The organism is Mesorhizobium sp. B2-4-12 (assembly GCF_006441575.1).
In the GTDB taxonomy this organism is placed as follows: Bacteria; Pseudomonadota; Alphaproteobacteria; order Rhizobiales; family Rhizobiaceae; genus Mesorhizobium.
In genome coordinates this window covers 1-25,536 of record NZ_VFVC01000023.1, presented here as the reverse complement: position 1 = coordinate 25,536, position 25,536 = coordinate 1, and the positions used below count along the sequence as shown (strand labels likewise).

The 25,536-nt window shown below is 64.6% G+C and carries 27 protein-coding genes, 1 tRNA gene and 2 pseudogenes; 16 read left to right on the top strand and 14 right to left on the bottom strand.

Annotated features, from left to right (window positions below):
• Window positions 1-2 precede the first annotated feature (2 nt).
• The 3 genes from FJ934_RS15410 to FJ934_RS15400 are packed head-to-tail and all read left to right on the top strand — an operon-like array spanning window position 3 to window position 2,151.
• Entirely contained in the window at window positions 3-635 is a 633-nt protein-coding gene (locus tag FJ934_RS15410; protein WP_140610463.1) for a precorrin-8X methylmutase, read from the top strand.
• Entirely contained in the window at window positions 632-1,390 is a 759-nt protein-coding gene (locus FJ934_RS15405; RefSeq protein WP_140610462.1) for a precorrin-2 C(20)-methyltransferase, read from the top strand. The genes FJ934_RS15410 and FJ934_RS15405 overlap by 4 nt, the downstream gene beginning before the upstream one ends.
• Entirely contained in the window at window positions 1,387-2,151 is a 765-nt protein-coding gene (locus FJ934_RS15400) for a precorrin-3B C(17)-methyltransferase (protein ID WP_140610461.1), read from the top strand. The genes FJ934_RS15405 and FJ934_RS15400 overlap by 4 nt, the downstream gene beginning before the upstream one ends.
• Here FJ934_RS15400 and FJ934_RS15395 read toward each other — a convergent pair.
• On the bottom strand, window positions 2,115-2,873 hold the full coding sequence (locus FJ934_RS15395; RefSeq protein ID WP_140610460.1) for a cobalt-precorrin-6A reductase: 759 nt from the start codon (window positions 2,871-2,873) through the stop codon (window positions 2,115-2,117). The genes FJ934_RS15400 and FJ934_RS15395 overlap by 37 nt on opposite strands.
• A gap of 155 nt (window positions 2,874-3,028) precedes the next feature.
• Here FJ934_RS15395 and cbiE point away from each other — a divergent pair, with 155 nt between their 5' ends.
• The 7 genes from cbiE to cobT are packed head-to-tail and all read left to right on the top strand — an operon-like array spanning window position 3,029 to window position 9,364.
• Window positions 3,029-4,258 carry a precorrin-6y C5,15-methyltransferase (decarboxylating) subunit CbiE gene (gene cbiE, locus FJ934_RS15390; protein ID WP_140610459.1) on the top strand — a complete coding sequence of 410 codons (1,230 nt, stop codon included), beginning with the start codon at window positions 3,029-3,031 and terminating at the stop codon, window positions 4,256-4,258.
• Between the two features lie 19 nt (window positions 4,259-4,277).
• Window positions 4,278-4,664 (top strand): cobalamin biosynthesis protein, encoded by a 387-nt coding sequence (locus tag FJ934_RS15385; protein ID WP_140610458.1) that lies wholly within the window; start codon window positions 4,278-4,280, stop codon window positions 4,662-4,664.
• Window positions 4,661-5,425 carry a precorrin-4 C(11)-methyltransferase gene (gene cobM, locus FJ934_RS15380; protein ID WP_140610457.1) on the top strand — a complete coding sequence of 255 codons (765 nt, stop codon included), beginning with the start codon at window positions 4,661-4,663 and terminating at the stop codon, window positions 5,423-5,425. Before FJ934_RS15385 ends, cobM begins: the two co-directional genes overlap by 4 nt.
• Window positions 5,422-6,240 (top strand): uroporphyrinogen-III C-methyltransferase, encoded by an 819-nt coding sequence (gene cobA, locus FJ934_RS15375; RefSeq protein ID WP_140610456.1) that lies wholly within the window; start codon window positions 5,422-5,424, stop codon window positions 6,238-6,240. Before cobM ends, cobA begins: the two co-directional genes overlap by 4 nt.
• Complete coding sequence (locus FJ934_RS15370) at window positions 6,237-7,556, top strand: cobyrinate a,c-diamide synthase (protein WP_140610455.1); 1,320 nt, start codon at window positions 6,237-6,239, stop codon at window positions 7,554-7,556. The genes cobA and FJ934_RS15370 overlap by 4 nt, the downstream gene beginning before the upstream one ends.
• Window positions 7,553-8,329, top strand: coding sequence for an adenosylcobinamide-GDP ribazoletransferase (locus FJ934_RS15365; protein WP_140610454.1), 777 nt, complete (start codon window positions 7,553-7,555; stop codon window positions 8,327-8,329). The genes FJ934_RS15370 and FJ934_RS15365 overlap by 4 nt, the downstream gene beginning before the upstream one ends.
• 24 nt (window positions 8,330-8,353) lie before the next feature.
• Window positions 8,354-9,364, top strand: a complete 1,011-nt coding sequence (gene cobT / locus FJ934_RS15360) for a nicotinate-nucleotide--dimethylbenzimidazole phosphoribosyltransferase (protein WP_140610453.1) — start codon at window positions 8,354-8,356, stop codon at window positions 9,362-9,364.
• Window positions 9,365-9,443: 79 nt separating this feature from the next.
• Here the strand turns inward: cobT and map are convergent, their stop codons facing one another.
• From map to FJ934_RS15340, 4 genes are all read right to left on the bottom strand, one after another.
• Window positions 9,444-10,223, bottom strand: coding sequence for a type I methionyl aminopeptidase (gene map, locus FJ934_RS15355; protein ID WP_140610452.1), 780 nt, complete (start codon window positions 10,221-10,223; stop codon window positions 9,444-9,446).
• On the bottom strand, window positions 10,220-10,432 hold the full coding sequence (locus FJ934_RS15350) for a ParD-like family protein (protein WP_140610451.1): 213 nt from the start codon (window positions 10,430-10,432) through the stop codon (window positions 10,220-10,222). The genes map and FJ934_RS15350 overlap by 4 nt, the downstream gene beginning before the upstream one ends.
• A 215-nt stretch (window positions 10,433-10,647) precedes the next feature.
• A tRNA-Lys gene (locus tag FJ934_RS15345) sits at window positions 10,648-10,723 on the bottom strand.
• A gap of 128 nt (window positions 10,724-10,851) precedes the next feature.
• A complete protein-coding gene (locus FJ934_RS15340; RefSeq protein WP_140610516.1) occupies window positions 10,852-11,760 on the bottom strand; it encodes a PhzF family phenazine biosynthesis protein in 909 nt (302 codons plus the stop codon).
• A gap of 102 nt (window positions 11,761-11,862) precedes the next feature.
• Here FJ934_RS15340 and FJ934_RS15335 point away from each other — a divergent pair, with 102 nt between their 5' ends.
• The 3 genes from FJ934_RS15335 to FJ934_RS15325 are packed head-to-tail and all read left to right on the top strand — an operon-like array spanning window position 11,863 to window position 15,080.
• Complete coding sequence (locus FJ934_RS15335; RefSeq protein WP_140610450.1) at window positions 11,863-13,155, top strand: efflux RND transporter periplasmic adaptor subunit; 1,293 nt, start codon at window positions 11,863-11,865, stop codon at window positions 13,153-13,155.
• 9 nt (window positions 13,156-13,164) lie between these two features.
• Window positions 13,165-13,860: an ABC transporter ATP-binding protein gene (locus tag FJ934_RS15330; RefSeq protein ID WP_140610449.1), complete on the top strand. Its 696-nt coding sequence runs from the start codon at window positions 13,165-13,167 to the stop codon at window positions 13,858-13,860.
• Between the two features lie 2 nt (window positions 13,861-13,862).
• The gene (locus FJ934_RS15325; protein ID WP_140610448.1) at window positions 13,863-15,080 is read left to right on the top strand and encodes an ABC transporter permease; all 1,218 of its coding nucleotides are present in this window, start codon (window positions 13,863-13,865) and stop codon (window positions 15,078-15,080) included.
• A gap of 23 nt (window positions 15,081-15,103) precedes the next feature.
• On the opposite strand, the gene FJ934_RS15320 is transcribed toward FJ934_RS15325, so the two are convergent.
• Together FJ934_RS15320 and FJ934_RS15315 are read right to left on the bottom strand one after the other, a co-directional pair.
• On the bottom strand, window positions 15,104-15,820 hold the full coding sequence (locus tag FJ934_RS15320) for a hypothetical protein (RefSeq protein WP_140610447.1): 717 nt from the start codon (window positions 15,818-15,820) through the stop codon (window positions 15,104-15,106).
• 21 nt (window positions 15,821-15,841) lie between these two features.
• On the bottom strand, window positions 15,842-16,957 hold the full coding sequence (locus tag FJ934_RS15315) for an endonuclease/exonuclease/phosphatase family protein (RefSeq protein ID WP_140610446.1): 1,116 nt from the start codon (window positions 16,955-16,957) through the stop codon (window positions 15,842-15,844).
• A 189-nt stretch (window positions 16,958-17,146) separates the two neighbouring features.
• Between FJ934_RS15315 and FJ934_RS15310 the strand changes: the two genes are divergently transcribed.
• Window positions 17,147-17,701 (top strand): BA14K family protein, encoded by a 555-nt coding sequence (locus tag FJ934_RS15310; protein ID WP_140610445.1) that lies wholly within the window; start codon window positions 17,147-17,149, stop codon window positions 17,699-17,701.
• Between the two features lie 135 nt (window positions 17,702-17,836).
• On the opposite strand, the gene ilvC is transcribed toward FJ934_RS15310, so the two are convergent.
• Both ilvC and FJ934_RS15300 read right to left on the bottom strand, forming a co-directional pair.
• Window positions 17,837-18,856, bottom strand: coding sequence for a ketol-acid reductoisomerase (ilvC, locus tag FJ934_RS15305; RefSeq protein WP_010910140.1), 1,020 nt, complete (start codon window positions 18,854-18,856; stop codon window positions 17,837-17,839).
• A gap of 25 nt (window positions 18,857-18,881) precedes the next feature.
• A complete protein-coding gene (locus FJ934_RS15300) occupies window positions 18,882-19,535 on the bottom strand; it encodes a TetR/AcrR family transcriptional regulator (RefSeq protein WP_140610444.1) in 654 nt (217 codons plus the stop codon).
• A 149-nt stretch (window positions 19,536-19,684) separates the two neighbouring features.
• Here FJ934_RS15300 and FJ934_RS15295 point away from each other — a divergent pair, with 149 nt between their 5' ends.
• Window positions 19,685-20,116, top strand: coding sequence for a DUF1772 domain-containing protein (locus FJ934_RS15295; RefSeq protein ID WP_181165637.1), 432 nt, complete (start codon window positions 19,685-19,687; stop codon window positions 20,114-20,116).
• A gap of 8 nt (window positions 20,117-20,124) precedes the next feature.
• Here the strand turns inward: FJ934_RS15295 and FJ934_RS15290 are convergent.
• Window positions 20,125-20,370, bottom strand: a pseudogene (locus tag FJ934_RS15290) (FAD-dependent monooxygenase); the annotation flags it as partial.
• Between the two features lie 82 nt (window positions 20,371-20,452).
• Window positions 20,453-20,863, bottom strand: coding sequence for a helix-turn-helix domain-containing protein (locus FJ934_RS15285; RefSeq protein WP_140610442.1), 411 nt, complete (start codon window positions 20,861-20,863; stop codon window positions 20,453-20,455).
• A gap of 147 nt (window positions 20,864-21,010) precedes the next feature.
• Between FJ934_RS15285 and FJ934_RS15280 the strand changes: the two genes are divergently transcribed.
• Window positions 21,011-21,925: an SDR family oxidoreductase gene (locus FJ934_RS15280; protein ID WP_140610441.1), complete on the top strand. Its 915-nt coding sequence runs from the start codon at window positions 21,011-21,013 to the stop codon at window positions 21,923-21,925.
• A 114-nt stretch (window positions 21,926-22,039) separates the two neighbouring features.
• On the opposite strand, the gene FJ934_RS15275 is transcribed toward FJ934_RS15280, so the two are convergent.
• From FJ934_RS15275 to trkD, 3 genes and pseudogenes are all read right to left on the bottom strand, one after another.
• The gene (locus FJ934_RS15275; RefSeq protein WP_140610440.1) at window positions 22,040-23,080 is read right to left on the bottom strand and encodes an aldehyde reductase; all 1,041 of its coding nucleotides are present in this window, start codon (window positions 23,078-23,080) and stop codon (window positions 22,040-22,042) included.
• 131 nt (window positions 23,081-23,211) lie between these two features.
• Window positions 23,212-25,131: a potassium transporter Kup gene (locus FJ934_RS15270; RefSeq protein WP_140610439.1), complete on the bottom strand. Its 1,920-nt coding sequence runs from the start codon at window positions 25,129-25,131 to the stop codon at window positions 23,212-23,214.
• 186 nt (window positions 25,132-25,317) lie between these two features.
• A pseudogene (trkD, locus tag FJ934_RS15265) lies at window positions 25,318-25,536 on the bottom strand (potassium transporter Kup); the annotation flags it as partial.

Sequence of the window (25,536 nt, the reverse complement as noted above, 5' to 3'; positions counted from 1 at the left end):
GCATGGCCGCCTACGACTACATCCACGACGGCACGGCGATCTACGAGCGCTCCTTCGCCATCATCCGCTCCGAGGCCGATCTGTCACGCTTTTCGGAAGCCGAGGCCGATGTCGCCATCCGCATGATCCATGCCTGCGGCCAGGTCGAAGCCGCTAGGCATTTTGTTTTCTCCCCCGATTTTGTTGCCGCCGCGCGCAAGGCACTTGCCGCCGGCGCACCGATCTTCTGCGACGCGGAGATGGTGTCCCATGGCGTCACCCGCGCCAGGCTGCCGGCCGGTAACGAGGTGATCTGCACCTTGCGCGATCCGCGCACGCATGAAATCGCCAGGGAGATCGGCAACACACGCTCGGCCGCGGCCATCGACCTCTGGGGCGAGCGCATGGCCGGCGCGGTGGTCGCCATCGGCAACGCGCCGACAGCACTTTTCTACCTGCTGGAAAAACTACGTGACGGCGCGCCCAAACCGGCGGCCATCATCGGCATGCCGGTCGGCTTCGTCGGTGCCGCCGAATCGAAGGATGCGCTGGCCGAGAATTCCTACGGCGTGCCCTATGCCATCGTGCGCGGCAGACTTGGCGGCAGCGCTATGACCGCCGCCGCGCTAAATTCGCTGGCGAGGCCGGGCCTGTGAACGCATCTCCTAAAGGACGTCTCGTCGGCGTCGGCACCGGTCCCGGCGACCCCGAACTGCTGACGCTGAAGGCCGCGCGCGCCTTGGCGGAAGCCGATGTGGTGGCGTATTTCGCCAAGCGCGGGAACAACAGCAACGCCCGCGCCATCGTCGAAGCGCGCTTCCGTCCGGATATGCTGGAACTGCCGCTGCTCTATCCCGTGACCACCGAGATCGACAAGGATCACGACGACTACCGCTCGCAGATCGCCGGTTTCTACGAGGAGTCGGCCGAGAAAGTCGCCGAACATCTCGAAGCCGGCAAAATGGTTGCCGTCCTGTCCGAGGGCGACCCGCTGTTCTACGGCTCCTACATGCATCTGCATGTGCGCCTCGCCCATCGTTTCCCGACCGAGGTTATCCCCGGCATCACCGCCATGTCAGGCTGCTGGTCGGCGACCGGCCTGCCGATCGTCCAGGGCGACGACGTACTGACCGTGCTGCCAGGCACGATGAGCGAATTCGAGCTGACGCGTCGCCTCGCCGACACCGACGCCGCCGTCATCATGAAGGTCGGCCGCAACCTGCCCAAGATCAGGCGGGCGCTGGAGGCGACCGGCAAGCTGGCACGCGCCGTCTATGTCGAGCGTGGCACCATGGCCGGCAGCGTCTCGATGCGGCTGGCCGACAAGCCGGATGACAAGGCGCCCTACTTCGCCATCGTGTTGGTCGCCGGTTGGTCCGGCCGGCCCGGCATCCTGGGAGCGCAGGCATGAGCGGCCGCCTCGCCGTTATCGGCCTCGGCCCCGGCAATGCCGATCAGGTCACGCCGGAAGCCAGCCGCGCCGTGGCGGAAGCAAAATTCTTCTATGGCTACAAGCCCTATCTCGACCGGCTCGATTTGCGCCCCGACCAGACCCGCGTCGCTTCCGACAATCGCGAGGAGCTCGCCCGCTCCAAGGATGCGCTGGTCAAAGCCGCCGAGGGCCATGACGTCGCCGTCGTTTCCGGCGGTGATCCCGGCGTCTTCGCCATGGCTGCCGCAGTCTGCGAGGCGATCGAGACCGGTCCGGCCGAATGGCGCGCGATAGATGTCGCTGTCGTTCCCGGAATCACCGCCATGCTTGCCGTCGCCGCCCGCATCGGCGCCCCGCTTGGCCATGATTTCTGCGCCATCTCACTGTCGGACAATCTGAAGCCATGGGATCTGATCGAGCTGCGTCTTCTGGCGGCGGCGGGCGCGGGCTTCGTCATCGCGCTCTACAACCCGATCAGCAAGGCGCGCCCCTGGCAGCTTGGCCGCGCCTTCGAATGCCTCACCGCGATCCTGCCTGGCACCACGCCGGTGATCTTCGGCCGCGCCGCCGGCCGCCCGGACGAACGCATCGAGGTTTTCCTGCTGGCCAATGTCAACGCGCAAAAGGCCGACATGGCGACCTGCATCATCATTGGTTCACCGGAAACCCGCATCATCAAGCGCGGGGAGAAGCCGGCGCTGGTCTATACGCCGCGTTCGGCCGCGGGCTCGACGAAATGATCCACCATCGCGGCCAGTTGATCGACGCTCTCAGCCGAAGGCACCTGTGGCAGATCGGGCCTGCGGATCATGACCACCTCGATGCCAAGCGCCCTGGCGGCGGCAATCTTGCCGTAGGTGGCCGCGCCACCGCTGTTCTTGGCCACGATGATGTCGATGCTGTGTCCTTCCAAAAGCGCGCACTCGTCCGATTCGCGGAACGGCCCTCGCGCCAGCAGGTAGGTCGCATCCGGCACCGCCAACTCTGGCTTGACCGGATCGACGCTGCGTATGAGGTAATGGTGCTGCGGCGCGGCCTCGAAAGCCGCGACCTCTTGCCGACCAAGCGCCAGGAACACCCGGCGCGGCGTATCCCCAAGCGCCTGAACGGCAGCGCTGACCGTATCGACCTCAATCCAGCGGTCGCCTTCGACAGGCTCCCAACCCGGGCGGCGCAACGCAAGGATCGGTACACCGGTCAGTTGCGCGGCTTGCGCCGCGTTGGTGGAGATTCGCGCCGCATAGGGATGCGTGGCGTCGATCAGCAGGTCGATGGACCTGTCCGTGAGGTAAGCGGCCAAACCATCGGCGCCGCCAAATCCGCCGCTTCGCACCGGAACGCCTTGAGCGACCGGACTTTCCGTGCGGCCGGCCAGCGACAGCGTGACCGCGGCGCGCGTGACCAGCTTTCCCGCCAGTTGCCGGGCTTCGGTGGTGCCGCCAAGGATCAGGATCGTCTTCATAGGCACCCTAGTGAACCAAGTCGGCGCCGCCCCTCACCCTTACCCTTTCCCCGTGCGGACAGGGAGAGGAGGATCGCCAGCGTTGCGGCTGGTCCCTTCTCCCCGTCTCTATACGGGGAGAAGGTGCCGGCAGGCGGATGAGGGGCAGCGCTGGCATGTCAAACAAGAAGCAGCCAACACTCCAATGGCTCACGATCATCGGCATCGGCGAAGACGGTCTAGCCGGTCTCGGCGACGAGGCCAAGCAGCGGATTGCCAAGGCGGAAATCATCTTCGGCGGCAAGCGGCATCTGGCGCTGGTCGCCCCCTTAGCCAAGGGCGAGCCGCACTCGTGGCCGGTGCCTTTCGATGCCGAGATGCGCGACGTGCTGGCGCTTGCCGGCAGGCGCGTCTGCGTGCTCGCCTCCGGCGATCCGTTCTTCCACGGTGTCGGCGCCACGCTCGCCCGCAAGCTCGGGCCCCAAGAGATGCATGTCATCCCCGCGCCGTCAGCCATTTCCCTGGCCGCCGCGCGGCTTGGCTGGGCACTGCAGGATATCGAGACCGTCTCGCTGCATGGCCGGCCGCTCGACCTGATCCGGCCGCTGCTGCAGCCGAATGCGCGCATCCTGGCGCTGACATCCGATGGTGATGCACCGGCGGCAATCGCCCGCCTGCTTGCCGAACTCGACTTCGGTGCATCGCGGCTAACCGTTCTGGAAGCTCTGGGCGGACCGGACGAGATCCAGCGTTCGGCCCGCGCCGATGCCTTCGACCTCGAAAACGTCAATCCGCTCAACGTGCTGGCCATCGAGATTGATTCAAATCCGCAGGCCCGCGTCCTGCCGCTCACATCGGGCCTTGCCGATCACCTGTTCGACCATGACGGCCAGATCACCAAGCGCGAAATCCGCGCCGTCACCCTTTCGGCGCTGGCGCCAAGGCGCGGCGAATTGCTGTGGGATATCGGCGCCGGTTCCGGCTCGATCGGCATCGAATGGATGCTTGCCCACCCCGCGATGCGCGCCATCGCCATCGAGGCCGACCCTGGCCGCGTCGCCCGCATCGGCCGCAACGCGGCCGCTTGCGGCGTTCCCGGCCTTGTCGTGGTGGCAGGCAGCGCGCCCAAGGCGCTGGCCAGGCTGGACACACCCGACGCCATCTTCATCGGCGGCGGCGGCAGCGACACCGGAGTGCTGAACGCCGCCATCAAGGCGCTGCGCATCGGTGGCCGCCTGGTCGCCAATGCGGTAACGCTGGAGATGGAAGCCCTGCTTCTTGCCCAACACATCAAATTGGGCGGCGATCTCACCCGCATCGCCATTTCGCGCGCCTCGCCGGTCGGCTCGATGCAGGCCTGGCGGCCGGCGATGCCGGTCACGCAGTGGGCTTGGGTGAAGCCATGATGGGGAGCCGGGTCAAGCCATGATGGTCGCGGGCATCGGCAGCCGAAAGGGCGTGAGCCTTGAAGACGTGCTTGCCGCGATAGAAACCGCGCTCGAAGCGCATGGGCTGGCGATGTCGGCTCTTTCGGCGCTGGCCACCGCCGCGCTCAAGAAGGATGAAGAAGCGGTTGCTGCCGCCGGTCGCACGCTGAACCTCCCGGTCATCATCGTCGATGACGCTGCCCTTCGGGCTGTATCGTCGGGAACGCTCAGCAATTCCAGCCTGTCGCAGGAATCGGCCGGCACGCCATCGGTGTCCGAAGCATCGGCCCTTGCGGTCGCAGGCAAAGGCGCGACGCTGCTCGGTCCCCGCACCGTGCTCGGTCCGGTCACCTGTGCCATCGCCATCAGCGGAGATGCGCCATGACCGTCCATTTCATCGGCGCCGGTCCCGGTGCGGCCGACCTCATCACGCTGCGTGGTGCGAGGCTCCTGGCAAGCTGCCCGGTGTGCCTCCACGCCGGTTCGATCGTGGCACCCGAATTGCTGCAGCACTGCGCCCCGGGCACAAAACTGATCGACACCGCGCCGATGTCGCTCGACGAGATCGAGGCCGCGTATCTCGATGCCCACAATGCCGGCCATGATGTCGCCAGGCTGCACTCGGGCGATCTGTCGGTGTGGAGCGCGGTTGCCGAGCAGATTCGGCGGCTTGAAAAGCACGGCATCCCTTACACGCTGACGCCAGGCGTTCCTTCCTTCGCGGCCGCCGCCGCGGCACTTCGCCGCGAACTGACCATTCCCGAAGTCGCGCAAAGCCTGGTGCTGACCCGCATCTCCGGCCGCGCCTCGAAAATGCCGCCCGGCGAAACGCTGGCCGGTTTCGGCCGCACCGGCGCAACGCTGGCCATCCATCTTGCCATCCACGCCATCGACCGCGTCGTCGCCGAATTGACACCTTACTATGGCGGTGATTGCCCGGTCGCGATCGTCTTTCGCGCCTCCTGGCCGGACGAGCGCGTGCTGACCGGTACGCTGGAGACGATAGAGGCACGGCTCGCGGCCGATCCGATGGAGCGCACGGCGATCATCTTCGTCGGCCGCTCGCTGGCGGCGGAAGGTTTCGGCGAGAGTTCATTGTACGACGCCCACTACCAGCGGCGTTTTCGCGGACGGGACGGATTGTGAACGGCAGTACCAGCAACAAAGGCGAAAACGCAACGCTCGAACAGGCGCTCGCGCGGCTGAACTTCAAGCCGCGTCCGCTTGAGCCGGGCCATGTCTGGCTGGCCGGCGCCGGTCCCGGCGACCCCGGCTGCCTGACCCTGGAAGTGCTGGCGGCGCTGGCCGAAGCGGATGCGCTGGTCTACGACGCGCTGGTTTCACCTGATGTCGTGGCTGTTGCCGGAAATGCCGAGCGTTTCTTTGCGGGCAAGCGCGGCGGCAAGCCCTCGATGAAACAGGACGACATCACCGCCCTGCTGGTGCGGCTGGCACGTGAAGGCCGCCGCGTCGTCAGGCTGAAGGGCGGCGATCCCTATATTTTCGGCCGGGGCGGCGAAGAGGCTTTGGCACTGGCACGCGAAGGCATACCGTTTCGTGTTCTGCCGGGCCTGACATCGGGCCTCAGCGCGCTGGCCGCCACCGGCATTCCGGCCACCATGCGCGGCATCAACAAGGCGGTGATCCTGGCGACCGGCCACGCCGCCGGCACAGACGATGACATCGACTGGGCGGCAATCGCCCGCACCGGCCAGCCTGTCGTGGTCTATATGGGCATGGCCAATCTGCCGCTGATAGCAGCGGCACTGCTCGATGGCGGCCTGGCGCCGTCGACGCCGGCGGCTGTGATCGTCGCCGCGACCACGCCTCGGGAGCGGACCGTCGTCGCCACGCTCGCCACCATTGCCGAGGAAGCCGCCGCTGCCGGCCTGGCCTCGCCGGCATTGATCGTCGTCGGCGGCATCGTCGCCATGCGCGCGGCACTGGCGGGCGGGGCATGACGGCGCGGGCCATCATCATCGGCGCGCCGCGCTCCGGCTCGGGCAAGACCAGTGTCACCATCGGCATCCTGCGCGCGCTCACCCGGCGCGGCCTGAAGGTGCGCGGTGCCAAATCGGGCCCCGACTACATTGATCCCGGCTTCCATGCCGCTGCTACGGGCCTGTCCGGCGTCAACCTCGACAGTTGGGCGATGCCGCCGTCGCTGCTCAACGCGCTCGCCGCACAGGCGGCCGACGATGCCGATTTCGTCATCCTCGAAAGCGCCATGGGCCTGTTCGACGGCATTCCGGCCGCGCCGGGACGAACCGGTTCGGCCGCCGATCTCGCCCGCCTCTATGGCCTGCCGGTGCTGCTGGTGCTCGACGTTTCCGGCCAGTCGACCACGGCGGCGGCCGTCGCCAAGGGTTTTGCCACTTATGATCCGGATGTGCGCATGGCCGGCGTCGTGCTCAACCGGCTGGGCAGCGAGAGGCACCGGCGGCTTTCCGGCGACGCCATCGAGGCGATCGGCCTGCCCGTGGTCGGCGCTATCCTGCGCGATCCCACGCTCAATCTGCCTGAACGCCATCTCGGCCTCGTCCAGGCCGGCGAATATGATGACCTGATGGCGCATCTGGACAGGCTGGCCGACATGGCGGAGAAGTCGCTCGATCTCGATGCCGTCATGGCGCTTGCAACGCCACTCAATCCGGCAGTCGGCGATTTCACCGATGCGCTGCAGCCGCCCGGTCAACGCATCGCGCTGGCCGAGGATGCCGCCTTCACTTTTCTTTACCCGCATGTTGCCGCCTACTGGCGCAAGGCAGGCGCGGAAATCGTTCCGTTCTCGCCGCTCGCCGACGAAGCGCCCGAAGAGAATTGCGATGTCTGCTGGTTGCCTGGCGGCTATCCCGAGCTTCACGCCGGGCGGCTCGCCGCTGCCGCGAATTTCCGTGCCGGGATGACTCGCTTCGCGGAGGCGAGGCCCGTCCATGGCGAGTGCGGTGGCTTCATGGTGCTTGGGGAAGCGCTGGAGGATGCCTCCGGCGAAACGCATCGCATGCTGGGCCTGCTTGGCCACGCCACCAGCTTCGCCAGGCGGAAGATGAACCTCGGCTATCGCGAGGCGCGGCTGCGTGCGGACTGTCCGCTGGGGCCGCAAGGCGCGCTGATCCGTGGCCACGAATTCCACTATGCGCAGATGACGGCCACCGGCAATGACGAACCGCTGGCCGACCTCGCCGATGGCCAGGGCAATCCGATCGGCGCTTCCGGCTACCGGCGCGGCCATGTCTGTGGCACCTTCTTCCATGCGATAGCGAGGGCTGGCGCGTGAAGCTTCCAAATCTTACCCTTTCGCCCCGGCAGATCCTCGACGATGTCGCGCTCTGTCTGATGTTTTTTACCCGCCTGCCCCTGCCCGCCCTAGACTTTCGCGGCCGCAGTCTCGCCGCCGCGATCTGGGCCGCACCGGTTGCCGGCGTCGTCGTCGGCTTGATCGGTGCCATCGTCTTTGCCACGGCGGAACGGTTTGGCCTTGCCATGGGGCCGGCGGCCGCCCTTGGCCTCGTCTCAACCGTCATCACCACAGGCTGCCTGCATGAAGACGGACTGTCGGATGTCGCCGACGGATTTGGCGGTGGCAAGTCGCGCGGCCGCAAACTCGAGATCATGCGCGACAGCCGCATCGGCGCTTACGGTGCGGTGGCCCTGGCTCTGTCGCTGCTGATCCGCTGGAACGTGCTTTCTGGATTCACCGACCCCACACAGGCGCTCTTTGCCCTTGTGGCTGCCCACGCCGCCTCGCGCGGGGTGCTTGGCGCCTTCATGCATCTCTTGCCGGCGGCTCGGTCCGACGGCCTGTCGGCCGGCGCTGGTCCCGTCTCGCTCGACACCGCCATTGCCGGCGCCGTGCTTGGCGCGATTCCCCTGCTCCTGCTCGGCCCCGGCGGCGCCATCGCCGCGCTGATCTTGCTTGGCCTGCTGTTTGCGGCGTTCCACGCCCTTTGCCTCAACCAGATCGGTGGCCAGACCGGCGACACGATCGGCGCCCTGCAACAGGTGAGCGAAATCGCGGTGCTTCTCGTCGCTTCCGTCGCCCTTTCCTGATTTTCATTTGGAGACCTTGCCCCCATGCCCTTCAAATCCCTCGATGAATTGCGCGCCGCCTGCCTTGACCTGCCGGCCGGCAGCGATGCCGCGGCAAACGCGGTTGCCCGCCGCCAGGACACGCTGACCAAGCCGCAAGGCAGCCTCGGCCGGCTGGAGAGCCTCGCCGCATGGCTGGCGCGCTGGCAGGGCCGCGACATGCCGAAACTCGACCGGGTGAAGGTGTTCGTCTTCGCCGGCAACCACGGCGTCACCGCTCAAGGCGTCTCGGCCTATCCTTCGGAAGTCACCGTGCAGATGGTGGCGAATTTCGCCGGCGGCGGCGCCGCCATCAACCAGCTCGCCCGCGTCGCCGGCGCCGAACTCGACGTCATCCCACTCGATCTCGATCATCCCACCGGCGACTTCACGCAAGTGCCGGCAATGGACGAGAAAACATTCCTTGCCGCCGTCTCGGCCGGCTATGATGCGGTCACAAAAGACCTTGACCTCGTCTGCTTTGGCGAGATGGGCATCGGCAACACCACGCCGGCCGCCGCCATTTCGGCGGCGCTGTTCGGCGGTGGCGCGGAAAAATGGACCGGGCGCGGCACCGGCGTCGACGACGCCGGCCTGAAGCGCAAGGTGGTCGCCATCGAAGCCGGCCTGAAGCGCCATGCCGCCGCCCTCGCCGACCCGCTGGGGATTGCTGCCGCGCTCGGCGGGCGCGAGCTTGCCGCCATCTTCGGCGCCACGCTGGCCGCACGGCATCTGGGCATACCCGTGCTGCTCGACGGCTTCGTCTGCACCGCCGCGGCCGCTCCGCTGGCAAGGCTGCATCCGACCGGGCTCGCTCACACCATCGCCGCCCATGTTTCGGCCGAATCGGGCCACCGTGGCTTGCTCGAAGCCCTCGATCTGCCGCCGCTGCTCGATCTCGGCATGCGGCTCGGCGAAGGCTCCGGCGCCTGCCTCGCCGTCAACATCGTCCGCTCGGCGCTGGAGTGCCATGCGCGCATGGCAAGCTTTGCCGAGGCAGGTGTTTCGGAGAAATAGGCTCAGGCAGCAAAGGCGGAATTGGCGCTGACGATGCTGCTGCCCTGGAAAAGAGCATTGCTTTCCGGTTGGGCCGTTTCTAAGCCGCGTTTTTCAGCGCGGCCGGTTCGTCAGAGCGCAGCGTCAGCACCGATACACCGGAAGCCGTGACGGCGACGGTGTGCTCGAACTGCGCGGAAAGCGACCCGTCTCTGGTCACGACAGTCCAGCCGTCAGCCTCGGTTCTGACAGTCCGTCGGCCTCGATTGAGCATCGGCTCGATCGTGAAGACCATGCCCTCGCGGAGCACGAGGCCGGTTCCCGGCTTTCCGAAGTGCAGAACCTGCGGTTGCTCATGCATCTCCCTGCCGATGCCGTGACCGCAATAGTCATGCACCACGGAATAGCCATTTCGCTTGGCATGGCGTTCGATCGCCCAGCCGATGTCTCCGAGCCGTGCGCCCGGGCGAACAGCCCGGATGCCCATCCACATGGCCTCGTAGGTGGTCTGGACCAGCCTCCTGGCGGCTGGAGCGACCTCGCCAACGAGATAAGTTTTGCTGGAATCGGCGATATAGCCGTCCTTCTCCAGCGTGATGTCGAAATTGACGATATCGCCGTCCCGAAGCACGTCCGATTGCGACGGAATGCCGTGGCAGACCACATCGTTCACCGAAGAATTCAACACAAAACCATAGCCATATTGGCCCTTGCTCGCGGGTCGGGCCTGGAGATCGTGAACGATGAAACGCTCGACCATGTCATTGATCTGAAGTGTCGACACACCGGCGAGCGAGGTTCGATCCAGCAGCCCGAAGACGGATGCCAGCAGCCGGCCGGATTCGGCGAGCAAGGCCAGTTCCCGGGGCTGCTTCGTCATGCTTCGCTGAAAGCCAGTGATTGAGCCGAAACACCTGCGGAACTGAGTTCGCGCTCGATGATCTCCGTGAAACTGAGCGTCGGATTGGTCTCGCACAGCATGCCGACCTTGATCCAATAGGCGGCCTGCGCGTTGATCGAACGATACGATACCTTGCTCGCCCTGCGCAGCTGGTCGTGCAAGTCATCATCAATGTTCACGATGCCCATCGGCACCTCCATATACGGTTCGTATATGAAATATATATAGAGCAACCGAGAAAGCCAAGGGCGTCGGCCTCACCACCGCAAGCCGCTCAACAGGCCCTGACTACAGGCCGGCCGAGCATCGTTGCAGGTCAAAAGATCACGATAAGACGTATGGCCCGAGACGCGCTAAACGTGTCTCGCTTTCAGGGTCTATCCACCAAGTCTTTGAAGAAATTTGGTGGGTGCGCACAGGATTGAACTGTGGACCCGCTGATTAAGAGTCAGCTGCTCTACCAACTGAGCTACGCACCCACTCGGCCGGCAAAAACCGGCGTTGGCGGGCATATAGCCGCCGATACCGATCCTGTCCAGCCCTGCCGGAATCATTTCCCGACAAATCGTACCGAGGGTCTCTCAAACCTTTGGCGAAGCCCGGCAGATCACCCGAAAAGCTTGCCTTCCGCCACCTTGATTGCATGGCCGCCAATGCGCGCGGAGGCCAGTTTTCCGCCCTCCACGTTGAGTTCCAGGCGGATGCGCGACGGGCGGCCCATTTCGAGCCCCTGCTCGATCCACAGTTGCGAAACCCCGTCCGTCGGGCCGTCGAAATGCATAATGGCGCCGGCAAAGGCCGCCGCCGCCGAACCGGTCGCCGGGTCTTCATAAGAGGGCGTGCCGGGGACGATCATGCGGACATGGAACGCGCTTTCATGATTCACGGTCTCGCGGCAGTAGACGTAGGGACTGGCGAAGGCCCATTCGCTCTTGCGCGGCGCCAGTTCGGACCAGGCCTGGTTATCCAGCCGGATGCGGGCCGCCGCTTCGAGGTTGGCAACCGGAATGGTCACATACGGCACACCGGCCGACCAGAACGCGACGCGGTGATTCTCGAAACCGATCTCATGCGGCGCCAGCCCGAGCGCGGCGCCGATCGCCTGCGGATCGGCGGACAGGTCCAGCAGTTCCGGCAGTTTGGCGAGATCGAACTCGGCGAAGGTGGCGCCATCATGCTTGCTGACGGCGCAGCGCACCGGTCCGATATTCTCTTCCAGCACGAAAATGCCGGCGCTGCCCTCCCCCTCCAATTCCGTCAGCGCGATGGCCGACCCGACAGTCGGATGACCGGCGAACGGCATTTCATAGTCGGGTGTGAAAATGCGGATGCGGTTTCTATGCTTGGGGTTGTCCGGCGGCAGCACAAAAACCGTTTCCGACAGATTGAACTCGCGCGCTATGGCCTGCATCGCGGCCGTATCCAGGCCTTTGCAATCCAGCACCACGGCCAACGGGTTGCCGGCCAGTCGCTCGGTCGTAAACACATCGTAAAGCAAGTAATTCCGGGTTTGCATTCCTGCCTCAATCCCAACATGGGCGAAATTTAATTTGATATTTGAACCATCAAGCCTGATCTGTGCATGGATAGGGACATTGCGCTTCAATAGGGGTCCGACGTGGACCAGATTGTCAATCCGCCAAAGACGGAATCAGGTTCCGCCATCGAGACGGCGCTCGGCCTCGACAGCAAGGGCCGGCGCAAGACGCGGCGGCGTGGCTGGCTCTATGCGTTGCTCACCCTGATCGTGCTTGCCGCCGGCCTTGGCCTGTATCAATGGTATGCCGGCACGCCTGCCAGGATCGACTACACCACCGTGCCAGCCGCCAGGGCCGACCTCACCGTCCAGGTGTCGGCAACGGGCAAGCTGCAGCCGCTCACTCAGGTCGACATTTCCAGCCAGCTCTCCGGCATCATACGCTCGGTTTCGGTCAACGAGAACCAGCAGGTCAAGAAGGGCGACGTGCTGGCCGCGCTCGACACCGCCAAGCTGCAGGTCCAGATCGAGCGGGCGCAGGCCTCGGCCAAGGCGGCGGCCGCCAATGTCGAGGATGCAAGGGTGACGCTGGCCGAGAACGAGAGCGCACTGGCGCGCGCGGCGGCCCTGACCAAGCGCGGCATGGCCACCGACCAGTCGCTGGAGGCGGCGACCGCGACGCGCGACCGCTCCAAGGCCGCACTCGACAGCGCCCAGGCCAATCTCGCCATCGCCAACGCGGATCTCAAGTCGCAGCAGACCGATCTTGCCAACAGCACCATCTACGCGCCGATCGACGGCATCGTGCTGACGCGCTCGGTCGACCCGGGCCAGACCGTTGCCTCCTCGTTGCAGGCGCCGGTGCTGTTCGTCATCGCCGCGGATTTGAGGAACATGGAACTGGTGGCGGCGGTCGACGAGGCCGATATCGGCGCGGTCAAGCCGGGCCAGCATGCGCGCTTCACCGTCGATGCCTTCCCCGACCGGCCATTCGATGCCGAGATCCGCGACATCTCCTATGCCTCGGTCACGACCGATGGCGTCGTCACCTACAATGCGCGGCTCGAGGTCGACAACAACGAGCTGTTGCTGCGCCCCGGCATGACCGCCACTGTTTCTGTGGTCACAAGGCAAGCCAAGGATGTGCTCACCGTACCCGCAACCGCCTTCCGCTATCGCCCGGCGCAACAGGCCGCGCGTGGCTGGAGTCTCAGCGATCTGTTCACCGGCCGCATGGGTCGTCCCGGCGGCAATCGCCAGCGTCAGGCGGCAACGGCCCCCACCGACGGCTCGCGCACGCTCTATGTGCTGGAGAACGGCCGGCCGCATCCGGTCAACGTCAAGATCGGTTCGACCGATGGCGAACTGACCGAGATCACCTCGGGCCTTGAGGAAGGCGCACAGGTGATCACCGCTTCGCAGTTGCGGAGCTAAGCCGTAGCCATGGCCGCGCCCCTCATCACCTTCGACAAGGTCTGGAAGAGCTATGGCCAGGGCGAGGCCCGGGTGCACGCGCTGGCCGGCGTCGACCTTGCGATCCGGCGCGGTGAATTCGTCGCCATCATGGGGCCGTCCGGCTCCGGCAAGTCGACGGCAATGAACATCATCGGCTGCCTCGATACGCCGACCGCCGGAACCTATTCCTTCATGGGCGTCGACGCCGGCCGGCTCGACCGCAACCGCCGCGCCATGCTGCGTAACCTCTATGTCGGCTTCGTCTTCCAGGGCTACAATCTGCTGGCGCGCACCACCGCGGCGGAAAATGTCGAACTGCCGCTGATCTATCGCGGCGTCGCCGCCCGCGAGCGCCGCGACCTTGCCATGCAGGCGTTGGCCCAGGTCGGCCTTGTCGGCCGCGAGCACCATACGCCGGCGGAACTCTCCGGCGGTCAGCAGCAGCGCGTGGCGATCGCGCGCGCCATCGTCACCAGGCCGACCCTGCTCGTCGCCGACGAGCCCACCGGCAACCTCGACACTGCCCGCACCCATGAGATCATGGAATTGCTGACGCAGCTGAACAAGGAGCTTGGCTTGACCATCGCCATGGTCACGCATGAGGCCGATGTCGCCGAATACGCCGAACGCACAATCCGCTTCCTGGACGGTCACGTCGCCTCCGACACCATGGAGACGGCCTGACCATGATCTGGGAAACCGTCCGCCTCTCGCTTCGTTCCATCCGCCGCAACGTGCTGCGCTCGTTCCTGACGCTGCTGGGCATCGTCATCGGCGTGGCCGCCGTCATCGCCATGCTGACCATCGGCTCCGGCACCACGCAAAAGGTCAAGGCGGACATCTCGAAGCTCGGCAGCAACCTGCTGGTCGTCAGGGCCGGCCGCCCTGCAGGTCCGGGAGGCCCGGGCGGGCTTGACCAGGTGGTGCGTCCGTTGGCCGAGAAAGACCTAGCGGCGCTGGTCGCACATCTCACCGGCGCGCGCGCCATCTCGCCAGCCTCGCAGAAACAGGTGCGCGTCATCTTCGGCACCGAGAGCCTGACTTCGGGCGTCACCGGCACCGACAGTGCCTATCTCGACGCACGCGACTGGAAGCTGGTGTCCGGCCGCCCCTTCAGCGATTCCGAAACCCGTTCCGGCACCGGCGTGTGCCTGATCGGCGAGACGGTGCGCCAGCAATTCTTCGGCGCCGGCGATCCCGAGGGCGAGATCATCCGCGTCAACCGCACCTCCTGCAAGATCATCGGCCTGCTCGAGCCCAAGGGCTATACCGGCTTCGGCCAGGACCAGGACAACGTCGTTTTGATGCCGCTGCATGCCTATCAGCGTCGCATCGCCGGCAACCGCGATATCGACAACATTTATATCGCCGCAGACGATCGCACGCCAACCAGCGAGTTGCAGCCGCGCGTCGAGGACATTTTGCGTGACGCACGCCGCGTCACGCCCGACCGCGAAAGCGATTTCGCCATCCGCGACATGACGCAGATCGCCGACGCCATGGCCAGCGCCACCACCACCATGACCGGCATGCTGGGCGCGGTCGCCGGCGTCAGCCTGTTGGTCGGCGGCATCGGCATCATGAACATCATGCTGGTCTCGGTCACCGAACGCACGCGCGAGATCGGCATCAGGCTCGCCATCGGCGCGCATGAAAAGCACATCCTCATCCAGTTCCTGGTCGAGGCCACGGTGCTGTCGCTGCTCGGCGGCATCATCGGCATCCTCATCGGCCTGGCACTGGCCGGCCTCGCCTCGGTGACCCTGACCATCCCCTTCGCGCCAAGCCCGGCCGTCATCCTGCTCGCCGTCGGCTTCTCCGCGCTGATCGGAATGGTGTTCGGCTTCTTTCCGGCGCTACGCGGCGCCAGGCTCGACCCGATCGACGCGCTGCGGCACGAGTAGAAGGCACCGAGGCCAGGACTATCCTACTTGCCGCTTTCGAAATGCCACTCGACCAGCGGCTTCATGTGCGGCGCCAGGCCATCCGGAAGGTCGGCGGCATGGCGGATGATCACCGGCCCCTCGATCTCCGGATCGGTTTCGGTGGCAACGAAGGCCGAGATTCGCCGCGCGATCTCGTCGGCCGGTTCCGTCTGGTGATAGCGGCGGAAGATCACCGTACCGCTTGCCGTCGACAGGGCGTGGTAGCGCTTGCCTCGTTCGGCATTCGACAGGTCGAGGCCGGTTTCCTCGCGCACCTCGCGGATCATGTTGAAATCGACATCGACCCGCCCGTCGCGGAAGTCGAGCGGCTCGAACGAGCCGGCTGCGAAATAGACGCGGCCGGGGCTGACCGTTCGCGCGCCCATACGGATCGCCACCAGCGCGTTGTCGCCGGCCACCAGCATGGCATGGGCATAGGCGTGCTCGGCACCGGAATTCTCGCGCCGCTTGCGCCAGAGCATGAAGGTGGAATAATTGACCGCATGGCAGCAGCCGACGAGGCGGTTGTCGCCCCAGGCAAGTCGCGAGAGCAACACCACGGTGCCGTCGAACAGCGCCGGATTGGCTGCTATCTCGCGCTGCCAGTTTTCGGCGATTGCGCATTCATTGTCCCGCGCGAAAGGGTGCGTGCCGGGATCGAGCCGGACGTCGATGGTATCGACCGGCAGGATGACATTGCGCGGCAGGTCGAAACTCATCTGTATCAACCCCAGTGCCGCCTATCGAACCATGTCCAGTGCGATCGCCACCGGGCAATGGTCGGACGCCTTTGGCCGGTCCCAGCCGGCGCGTGGGAAGCGCTCGACCTCCTGGCCTGCCGGAAAGATCGTGCGCCAGGGCTGGCCACTGCGGATGATGTCGGGAACGGCGGTGGCATTCCTGGCCGCCAGTCCCCTGGAGAGCAGGATATAGTCGAGCTGGCAGAGATGCCGCTCTTCGGGCCCACGGGTATGGTAAAAGGTCCAACGGTTCATTTCCGGTCGCCGCTCGACGACGTTCTCGCAGAAGCCGCCAGCCGTCAGCACGTCGATGCTGGACCGGGCCTCGTCGACCACCTCGAAACGGTAGCCGCCGACATCATCGCCGGCAATCTTCACCCGCTGGCGGTAATCATTCATGTCGCCGCAGATCGCCCAGCGCTTGTCGGCGGCGTGCTCCTTGCCGAAGCGCTCCTCGACGATGCGGCGCACCGCTTGCGCCTCGGCGATGCGGACCGGCATCGTCGCCTCGCGACCGTCGAGCCCGTTGCGGGGCGGCCCCATCGATTTGAAATGCACGAGGTAGAGAGTCAATGGGGCACCGCCCACGGTGATGTCGACTTCAAGGCAATCGCGCCGGAAGATGCGCTCATTGGCCTGCTTGCCGAGCGCCTCGAGTTCCGGCGTGTGCAACCCGAACTGCTCATAGGTGATATAGGCGTGGCTGGTCATGCGCACGAATTCGATCGGCTGTCCCTGCGCGGACTCGCTGCGCATCATCACGGCGACGTCGATGCCGCGCGAATCATTGCCTGACGTGGTGTATTTCTGGCGGTAGCCCTGCCCCACCATCTTGAACAGATAGCCGTATTCGAAGGCCTTAAGCGCCTCGATGTTGTCGACCTCCTGCATGCAGATGATGTCGGCCCGGGTGGCGGCGATCGCCAGCGCCGTCAGCTGGCGCGTGTCGTCTGATTGCGCGATGGCGCGGGCCTGCTCCAGGATCTTGTACTCGGCCTCGCTCTGGATATCGAACAGCGCCAGCGTCCGATCCTCGTTGAGCTGATTGCGATAGCCGGAAAAATCGAACCTGTTCATCAGGTTCTCGACATTGAAAGTGGCAAGGCGCAGCGACATGCCGTGACCTTTGCCTGCAAGCGGCGGAGAAAACAAGCCGGCAGGGCCACAAGCCCAGATCGTCTGGACCTGTGGCATTTCGCGCCATGGTTGACGGAACCTTTCCGTTCATCCGCCGTTCAGACGCAAACATCCACATTGGCTCCATTCCTAGGGTAGGCGTGGGGCCTGTACCTCTTGGAGAGTGCAATGAATTCGCTCTTTTCTTCCACCATCAAATCCGGGCTGATTGCGCTCGGCGTTGTCTCCGGCATAACGGCGCCGTCCGCCGCCGGACCGATCCTGCAGCCGGACCTGTCGATTCCCGCCAGCACAGCAGCGCCGACCGTCACGCCGGTCCGCGAAGACTGGGCGGGCAACAACAACGGAACGTTCAACAACGAATGGAGATGGGGCCGGTCTGGCAACTGGAACCGCGGCAACTGGGGACGCGGCAACTGGAATCGTGGCGACTGGAACCGCGGCGACAATTGGCGTTGGCGCCATCGCCACTACCGCGGCGGCTACTACGATGATGGCGCGGGTGCCGCAATCCTGGGCCTTGGCCTGGGTCTCGGCCTTGGCAGCCTGTACAATAACTACGACTATTATGCGCCGCCGCCGCGCCGCTATTATCGCGCGGGCCGGCCTTCGAGTGCCCATGTCCGGTGGTGCTATAACAGGTACCGGTCGTATCGCGCCTGGGACAATACGTTCCAGCCCTACAATGGCCCGCGCCAGCAGTGCTGGTCGCCTTATAGGTGAGGTGCGACCAGACCGGTCGGGTCGAAATGAAAACGGCGCCGCGAGGCGCCGTTTTTGGCTTGATATCGCCCAGGTCTCTGGCCTGGTCCACCAGCTTGGTCCTGAAGATACCTGCGACCGCGCTGGGCGAAGCCCTCAGTTCTTGGCCTTGTCGACCAGCTTGTTCTTCGAGATCCACGGCATCATGGCCCGCAGCTTGGCGCCGACTTCCTCGATCTGGTGGCTGTCGTTCATGCGGCGGATGCCCTTGAAGCGCGACAGGCCGGCGCGGTATTCCTGCATCCACTCCGAGGTGAACTTGCCGGTCTGAATGTCCTTGAGCACGCGCTTCATCTCGGCCTTGGTCTCGGCGGTGATGATGCGCGGACCCGAGACATACTCGCCCCATTCGGCGGTGTTCGAGATCGAGTAGTTCATGTTGGCGATGCCGCCTTCATAGATCAGGTCGACGATCAGCTTGACCTCGTGCAGGCACTCGAAATAGGCCATTTCCGGAGCGTAGCCGGCTTCCACCAGCGTCTCGAAGCCGGCGCGGATCAGTTCGACCAGGCCGCCGCACAGCACGACTTGCTCGCCGAACAGGTCGGTTTCGCATTCTTCGCGGAAATTGGTCTCGATGATGCCCGAACGGCCGCCGCCGACGCCGCAGGCGTAGGATAGAGCCAGGTCAAGCGCATTGCCCGACGCGTCCTGGTTGACGGCGACCAGGCACGGCACGCCGCCGCCCTTCTGATATTCGCCGCGCACCGTATGGCCCGGACCTTTCGGAGCGATCATGACGACATCGACGGTCGACTTCGGCTCGATCAGGCCGAAATGCACGTTGAGGCCGTGCGCGAAGGCGATCGCCGCGCCATCGCGAATGTTCGGCGCGATCTCGTTCTTGTAGATGTCGGCCTGCAGTTCGTCAGGCGTCGCCATCATCATCAGGTCGGCCCATTTGGCGGCATCGGCCACGCTCATCACCTTGAGCCCGTCGGCCTCGACCTTCTTGGCGGTCGCCGAGCCGGCCTTGAGGCCGATGGCGATCTCCTTGGCACCGGAATCCTTAAGGTTGAGCGCATGCGCCCTGCCCTGGCTGCCATAGCCGATGATGGCGACCTTCTTGCCCTTGATCAGGTTGAGATCGGCATCACGATCGTAATAAACGCGCATTTTACTTCCTTCCCGTTTTCTAAGATCAAAGGCCTTGCGGCCCGGTTTTTGCTCCGAAAAGAGCGAGAAACTGCTGCGTCGCCCGGGCGGCGTCGCCGCCGATCGCCGCCTCAGTCAATTCCAGCCGGTCGCCGAGCAGCAGACGGATCTGCACGTCCCGGCCTACCAGCCCGAAAAAGGTACGGAACGCCGTCTCGGCATCCGCGAACTCCAGGAGCCCGGCCTTGCGCCCGGCTTCAAGCACCGGCTTCAGCCGTCTCGCCAGCGCGAAACGGCCATTCTCCAGCACGACGGCGCCAAGATCGTCCTTGCCCGATCCGGCATGACTGACCGCCACACGGTTCAGTGCGATCGAGGTATCGCTGGAAATGACACTGAGCCAGTCAGACGCGAAGCGCTCGAGGCTCGCCGTCAGCGAGGCAAGATCCAGCCCCTTGCCGTCGACCGAAGCAACACGCACCTTCGAGGCCTGCCACTGCACCGTCGCCGTCAGCAACCCGTCGCGGCCGCCAAACCATTTATAGAGCGTTTCCTTCGAACAGCTTGCCCGCCGCGCCACCGCTGTCATGGTCAGCTTGTCGCCCTCCTCGACCAACAGCCGCAATGCCGCGTCCAGAACGGCCTTCTGCCGCTCCGTCAGCGCCTGGCTGTTGTCGATGTCGGCGTTTGCCAGCAACACAGTCTTTCCTCGGGCAGGCGAGCTGGCCAGCAGGCCAGCCGTACCGTACGTTACGGTTCGGCATGCTATGGCGTATTGCACCGGACCTTGCAAGCCCTATTTCTATCCGGACGGTTTTCGCTGTCGGCCACCCCTGGGGCGAAGAAATGCTGATCGGGTTGCTTGCCTTGACCATAGCCGCCGTTTTCGCCGGCGCCGCGATCTATGTCAGCGTCGCCGAACAGCCGGCGCGGCTTCGCCTTGATGACGGGGCGCTGCTGCGGGAATGGCAACCTTCCTACAAGCGCGGCGCAGCGATGCAGGCGTCGATCGCCATCGTCGCCTGCGTCCTTGGTCTTATCGCCTGGTGGCAGACTGGCGGGCACGCTTTCCTGGCTGGCGCGATATTGATCATCCTGCCATGGCCATGGACGTTGATCGCGATGATGCCAACCAACAGGGTGTTGCAAGCGATGGATGTCGGCGCCGACAATCCGCAGGTCAGGCCCCTGATCGTCAAATGGGGCAATCTGCACCTCGTTCGCGTGGCACTCGGCGTGCTGGCGACGCTGGCCTTTGTCTGGGGCAGTCGTCTGGGCTGACGTCGGGTTCATCCAACGAAACGGTCAGGCCACTGTGCTTCGGCAAGCCCAGCCCGCCTGAACGGATCGATCGCCGTGCCGGCGACCATCGAGGCGAGGAACCGCGGAACCGGCGGGATCTTCGCGATGGTCGCCACCAGCCGGTCGCGGATGAAAGGGCAGCGCCACGTTGGCCCCTTGCCCGGGTTGGGGCTCGTCGAATGCGCGGCATAGCCGATGACAGCCTATCTCCGGCCGACGGGAAGCTTCATCGTGCGCCAACTGGCGGCACAATCCCTCATGAAGGCAGCCAAGGCAAGCTGGCGCTTTTACGCTTACATCAGGCGCAAGCCGGGCTCAGGCTTGGGCGGCATCAAATCCCTTGCGCGCCTCGCGCACTGCATCGTGGTTGAGCTCGGCCCACTGGAGCAACTGATGTAAGGCGCCGAACATCGACCGGCCCAGATCGGTGAGGCTGTATTCGACGCTCGGCGGCTTGGTCGGGAACACTTCGCGATGCACATAGCCGTCGCGCTGCAGGTCATAGAGTGTCTGGGTGAGCATGCGCTGCGAGATATCAGGCACCAGCCGCCGCAGCTCGCCGAAGCGATAGGGTTGTTCGGCGAGCGCTGCCATCAGCAGCGAACTCCATTTGCCGCTAAGACCCTGGATCACGTCTCTGACCGGGCAGTCGGATAGATCGCCGCCGCCGGTGATCGCTTTGTAGATGTCCAGTTTCGATTTCAGGCTGACGATCCGGCTGTCCATGGCTGGTTCCCTGCGTGTGCCTACCTCCCGAAAAACTGCCTTCTTTACGGCGACAGGTCAATTCCTATTTTAGCGTTGGTCTCTTTTAGAGACTAGTAAAAGACCAAAGAGCATCCCGCCGCTTCGGCACAAAATCAGGATCCTTCCATGCCCGAAACCCTTCTCGTCACCGGCGCGTCCGGCCAGCTTGGCCGCAGCGTCGTCAACCACCTGCTGGACACCTTCAAAGTGCCGGCGTCCCGGATCATCGCCACCACCCGCACGCCGGCGAGCCTGGCAGATCTCGCCGCGCTCGGCGTCACCGTGCGGGCAGCAGACTTCGACGATCAGGCATCCCTCCCCGCCGCCTTCGCCAGCGCCGACCGCGCGCTGATCATCTCGACCAACGAATTGGCTATCCAAGGAAAGCGGCGCGCGCAGCAGGTCACAGCGGTCGCGGCAGCGAGGCAGGCCGGCGTCAAGCACCTGCTTTACACCTCCTTGCCCAACACCGAGCCCGGTTCGCCCGTGCTCTTCGCGCCCGACCACTACGGCACGGAACAGGCCATCAAGGCGACCGGCATCGCCTACACGATCTTTCGCAACGGCTGGTACGCCGAGAACCTGTTTATGGCCCTGCCACAGATCATGGCGTCCGGACATTGGTATACCTCGGCCGGCGACGGCCGTATTTCCTATTGCGCACGCGACGATATGGCGGCCGCCATCGCCGCCGGGCTCACCTCCGGCAACGGTGAGAACAAGACCTACACACTGACCGGCCCCCAGGCCTACACTGTTGCCGAGGTCGCGACGCTTGTCAGCAACGTCACCGGCAAGCCGATCGAGGTTGTGCAACTGTCCGACGAGGCCTTGACCGGGGGAATGAAGGCGGCAGGCTTGCCGGATCCGATTGCCCGGCTTCTCGTCTCCTTCGATGCCGCCGCCCGCGCCGGCGATCTCGGCATGGTCACGGATTCGGTCGAAACGCTGTCCGGCCGCAAGTCGGCGACGTTGAAGCAGTTCCTGAAGGCCAACGAGGCCGTGCTGGCGGGCTATGGCAATTCCAGGAAAATTGCGTAGCGGTTTTCCGTTCGGGATTGCGTAAAAACAAGAAGTTAGAGCGGGTCGACGATTCTATCGAACGCTGAACGCTCTAAGTCGGCCCGGCGGGAATCGGATTAGATTCCCGCCGCGCTATTTCGATGTCTTGAGTAGGCCAAGCCGGATCAGGCTTTCGCCGGTCGCCGCCAGCGCGTCTTCCCGAGACCGCGGCGCCCAGCCGAGCATGCTGACCGCCTTGGCGTTGGTGGCATTCTTGACCTTGCCCAATTCCGTCACGAGCTGCGCGACGTCCGGGTTGAACAATCCGACCACCCGCACCAGCCAATCGGGAAGCTGTCTTGTCGAGACGCGCGCCGCCGCACCGCCGAGCCGCGTTTTCAAGGTCTGCGCCATTTCCCGCACCGTCATGAAATCGCCGGCGACGGCGAGAAACCGCTGCCCCTTGGCAACGGGATTGGTCATGGCACGCACATGCAGCTCCGCCACGTCGCGTGCGTCGACAACGCCGAAGGACAGGCGCGGCAGCCCCGGCATGGCGCCATTCATCATGCGCTGGACAAATTCGGTGGAGGTCGAATGGTCCGATCCCAGAACCGGTCCGAAAATTCCGACAGGATTGACGACCGCAAGCTCCAGCCTGCCGCCCTCTGCGGCGATGAAATCCCAAGCCGCGCGCTCGGCCAGCGTCTTCGATTTCACATAAGCGCTGACCTTGCCCGTCGGATCGGTCCAACTCTCCTCGGCGAACGGCCGCCCGTCGGGCGGCATCTTGCCATAGCCAATGGCCGCGAAGGATGAGGTCAGCACGACGCGTTTGACGCCGGCGTCCCGTGCCGCCCGCAATACCCGCAATGCACCCTCACGCGCCGGAACGATCAGCTCATCCTCATGCTTGGGCACGCCGCGCGGAAATGGCGAAGCGACATGAAGCACATAGTCGCAGCCGGTCACCGCTTGCAGCCAGCCAGTGTCACTCATGAGGTCGGCGACGGCAAAGGACAGCCTGTCGGCCGGTTCGGCGCCGCCAACCTTGATCATGGCCAGGACATCGGCTTCACGCTTGGCGGAGCGCACTGTCGTGCGCACGCGGTAGCCCGCCTTCAGCAACTCGAGGATGCAGTGGGCGCCTAGGAAACCAGATCCGCCGGTGACAAGCACCAGTTCGCCGCTCATGCCCGCCTCCGCATCTGTTCAGGTCAAGAGCAATTCCAGGAAAAAGTGCGTGCGGTTTTCCGTCCGGAATTGCCTAAACCCAGAAATCAAAGTGGTTCAGCCCCCTGAACCACGCTTGATGATCGAGCTCGTCAGATCGCCACCTGCGTTCCGATCTCTACCACACGTCCGGTCGGAATCTGGAAATATTCGGTCGCGTCGGCCGCCGTGCGCGCCAGGCCGATGAACAGCCGGTCCTGCCAAACCGGCATGCCGGAATTGGGCGAGGCTTTCAGCGAACGCCGCGACAGGAAGAAGGATGTCGTCATGATGTCGAACTTCCAGCCCTGCTTGCGGCAGATGGCCAGCGCGCGCGGAATGTTGGGCTGTTCCATGTAGCCGAAGGTCAGCGTCACCCGCATGAACAGCTCGTTGACCGTCTCCATTTTGACCCGCTCGCTGTCGGGCACCACCGGCTGCGGCGCCGTCACCACCGAAAGGATGACATTCTGCTCGTGCAGCACCTTGTAGTGCTTCAGGCTGTGCATCAGCGCGGTTGGCGCACTGAGCGGATCGCTGGTCAGGAACACGGCGGTGCCGGACACCAGCTGCGGCTTCTTCTTCAACAGATTGCCGGCGAGGAAATCGAGCGGGATCTCGTTGCGACGCGTCTTGTCGAAGAGATAACGGCTGCCGCGCACCCAGGTCCACATTCCCAGCACGATCGCGAAGGCCACGACCAGCGAGGCCCAGCCGCCTTCGAACACCTTGACGATGTTGGAGGCAAAAAACCCGACGTCGATCAGCGCAAACAGCGCCGTCAATCCAATCGCTGGCCAGAGATTCCATTTCCAGATTCGCGTCATGATGACGAACAGCAGCGTCGTCGTCACCAACATGTTGCCGGTTACCGAGATGCCGTAGGCCGACGCCAGCCTGCTGGACTCGCCGAAGCCGACCACCAGCATCATCACCACCAGCGCCAGCAGAAGATTGACGCGCGGCATGTAGATCTGGCCGGACTGCTTTTCCGACGTGTGCAGGATTTCCAGACGCGGCAGCATGTTGAGCTGCACCGCTTGCCTAGTCAGCGAGAAAGCGCCCGAAATCACCGCCTGGCTGGCAATCACGGTCGCAGCGGTCGCCAGCACGACCATTGGGATCAGTGCCCAACCCTCGTTCATCTCGAAGAACGGATGGCCAACGACGCCGCCATTGGCCAACACGAAAGCTCCCTGTCCGGCATAATTGAGCAGCAGGCAGGGAAACACGATCCACAGCCAGGCGAGCACGATCGGCTTGCGGCCGAAATGGCCGAGATCGGCGTAAAGCGCTTCAGCGCCGGTGACAGCCAGGAAAACAGCACCGATCGTCACGAAGGAAACGTCGGGCGAATGGATCAGGAAGGCGACGATATAATGCGGGCTGATCGCCCAGAGGATTTCCGGGTCGGCGACGATGTGGTTAACGCCGGAAAGGCCGATGGCAAGGAACCACACAGCGGTCACCGGGCCGAAGACCAGCCCGACGCCGCCGGTGCCGAAACGCTGTACCGCGAACACCGCGGCAAGGATGACCAGTGTGAGCGGCACGACATAGGGCTGGAACGCGGGCGTGACGACATTCATGCCCTCGACCGCCGACAGCACGGAAATCGCCGGCGTGATGACGGCGTCGCCGAAAAACAATGAAGCGCCGACGATGCCGATGCCGAGAATGACAGCCGAACGTTTTGGGAAACTGCCGCGCGCCAGCGCCATCAGGGACAGCACCCCGCCCTCGCCGCGGTTATCCGCTCTCAGCACGAACATGATGTATTTTATTGTTACCGTGATCGTCAGCGACCAGATGATCAGCGACAGCACGCCGAGAATGTCGGCACGATTGGCAACATTGCCACCGGATGAGGCATGCAGGGCTTCGCGGAAGGCATAGATCGGGCTGGTGCCGATATCGCCATAGACGACGCCAAGCGCGCCCAGCATCAACACCTTGGTGCTGTGCTGTTCGATTTCGGGATGGCTCGACTGTTCGACGGGTTCTGCCTCACTACCAGGGTTGGCAAGGGCCATGGACGACACTCCGATAAGCGCGCGGTGCTCTACGCTTGCTGCAATGCAATATCAAGTACCGCTGCGTAATGGCTCCCATACCGGAAGCGCTGGGCTGCTCGGCAAAACGGCCGGGTACCCGACATGCGCAGGACCAAAACCGCCGACGCTACGTGGCTGGCGCCAGCAGGATTTGCCGCATATGCCTTAAATAGCCACTTGCGTGCCGATTTCCACGACGCGGCCCGTCGGAATCTGGAAATATTCGGTCGCGTCGGCCGCCGTGCGCGCCAGGCCGATGAACAGCCGGTCCTGCCAAACCGGCATGCCGGAATTGGGCGAGGCTTTGAGCGAACGCCGCGACAGGAAGAAGGATGTCGTCATGATGTCGAACTTCCAGCCCTGCTTGCGGCAGATGGCCAGCGC

Bases quoted from the DNA above. Each gene is read 5' to 3' on its own strand.
- FJ934_RS15340 (WP_140610516.1), bottom strand. From the start codon at position 11,760: ATGCAAACCCGGAATTACTTGCTTTACGATGTGTTTACGACCGAGCGA.
- FJ934_RS15280 (WP_140610441.1), top strand. From the start codon at position 21,011: ATGCCCGAAACCCTTCTCGTCACCGGCGCGTCCGGCCAGCTTGGCCGC.
- FJ934_RS15400 (WP_140610461.1), top strand. From the start codon at position 1,387: ATGAGCGGCCGCCTCGCCGTTATCGGCCTCGGCCCCGGCAATGCCGAT.
- FJ934_RS15370 (WP_140610455.1), top strand. From the start codon at position 6,237: ATGACGGCGCGGGCCATCATCATCGGCGCGCCGCGCTCCGGCTCGGGC.
- FJ934_RS15270 (WP_140610439.1), bottom strand. From the start codon at position 25,131: ATGGCCCTTGCCAACCCTGGTAGTGAGGCAGAACCCGTCGAACAGTCG.
- cbiE (WP_140610459.1), top strand. From the start codon at position 3,029: ATGTCAAACAAGAAGCAGCCAACACTCCAATGGCTCACGATCATCGGC.
- cobT (WP_140610453.1), top strand. From the start codon at position 8,354: ATGCCCTTCAAATCCCTCGATGAATTGCGCGCCGCCTGCCTTGACCTG.
- FJ934_RS15350 (WP_140610451.1), bottom strand. From the start codon at position 10,432: ATGGGCATCGTGAACATTGATGATGACTTGCACGACCAGCTGCGCAGG.
- FJ934_RS15395 (WP_140610460.1), bottom strand. From the start codon at position 2,873: ATGAAGACGATCCTGATCCTTGGCGGCACCACCGAAGCCCGGCAACTG.
- FJ934_RS15315 (WP_140610446.1), bottom strand. From the start codon at position 16,957: ATGTCGCTGCGCCTTGCCACTTTCAATGTCGAGAACCTGATGAACAGG.
- FJ934_RS15330 (WP_140610449.1), top strand. From the start codon at position 13,165: ATGGCCGCGCCCCTCATCACCTTCGACAAGGTCTGGAAGAGCTATGGC.
- FJ934_RS15285 (WP_140610442.1), bottom strand. From the start codon at position 20,863: ATGGACAGCCGGATCGTCAGCCTGAAATCGAAACTGGACATCTACAAA.
- FJ934_RS15320 (WP_140610447.1), bottom strand. From the start codon at position 15,820: ATGAGTTTCGACCTGCCGCGCAATGTCATCCTGCCGGTCGATACCATC.
- FJ934_RS15385 (WP_140610458.1), top strand. From the start codon at position 4,278: ATGATGGTCGCGGGCATCGGCAGCCGAAAGGGCGTGAGCCTTGAAGAC.
- map (WP_140610452.1), bottom strand. From the start codon at position 10,223: ATGACGAAGCAGCCCCGGGAACTGGCCTTGCTCGCCGAATCCGGCCGG.
- FJ934_RS15410 (WP_140610463.1), top strand. From the start codon at position 3: ATGGCCGCCTACGACTACATCCACGACGGCACGGCGATCTACGAGCGC.
- FJ934_RS15325 (WP_140610448.1), top strand. From the start codon at position 13,863: ATGATCTGGGAAACCGTCCGCCTCTCGCTTCGTTCCATCCGCCGCAAC.
- FJ934_RS15275 (WP_140610440.1), bottom strand. From the start codon at position 23,080: ATGAGCGGCGAACTGGTGCTTGTCACCGGCGGATCTGGTTTCCTAGGC.
- FJ934_RS15310 (WP_140610445.1), top strand. From the start codon at position 17,147: ATGAATTCGCTCTTTTCTTCCACCATCAAATCCGGGCTGATTGCGCTC.
- cobM (WP_140610457.1), top strand. From the start codon at position 4,661: ATGACCGTCCATTTCATCGGCGCCGGTCCCGGTGCGGCCGACCTCATC.
- ilvC (WP_010910140.1), bottom strand. From the start codon at position 18,856: ATGCGCGTTTATTACGATCGTGATGCCGATCTCAACCTGATCAAGGGC.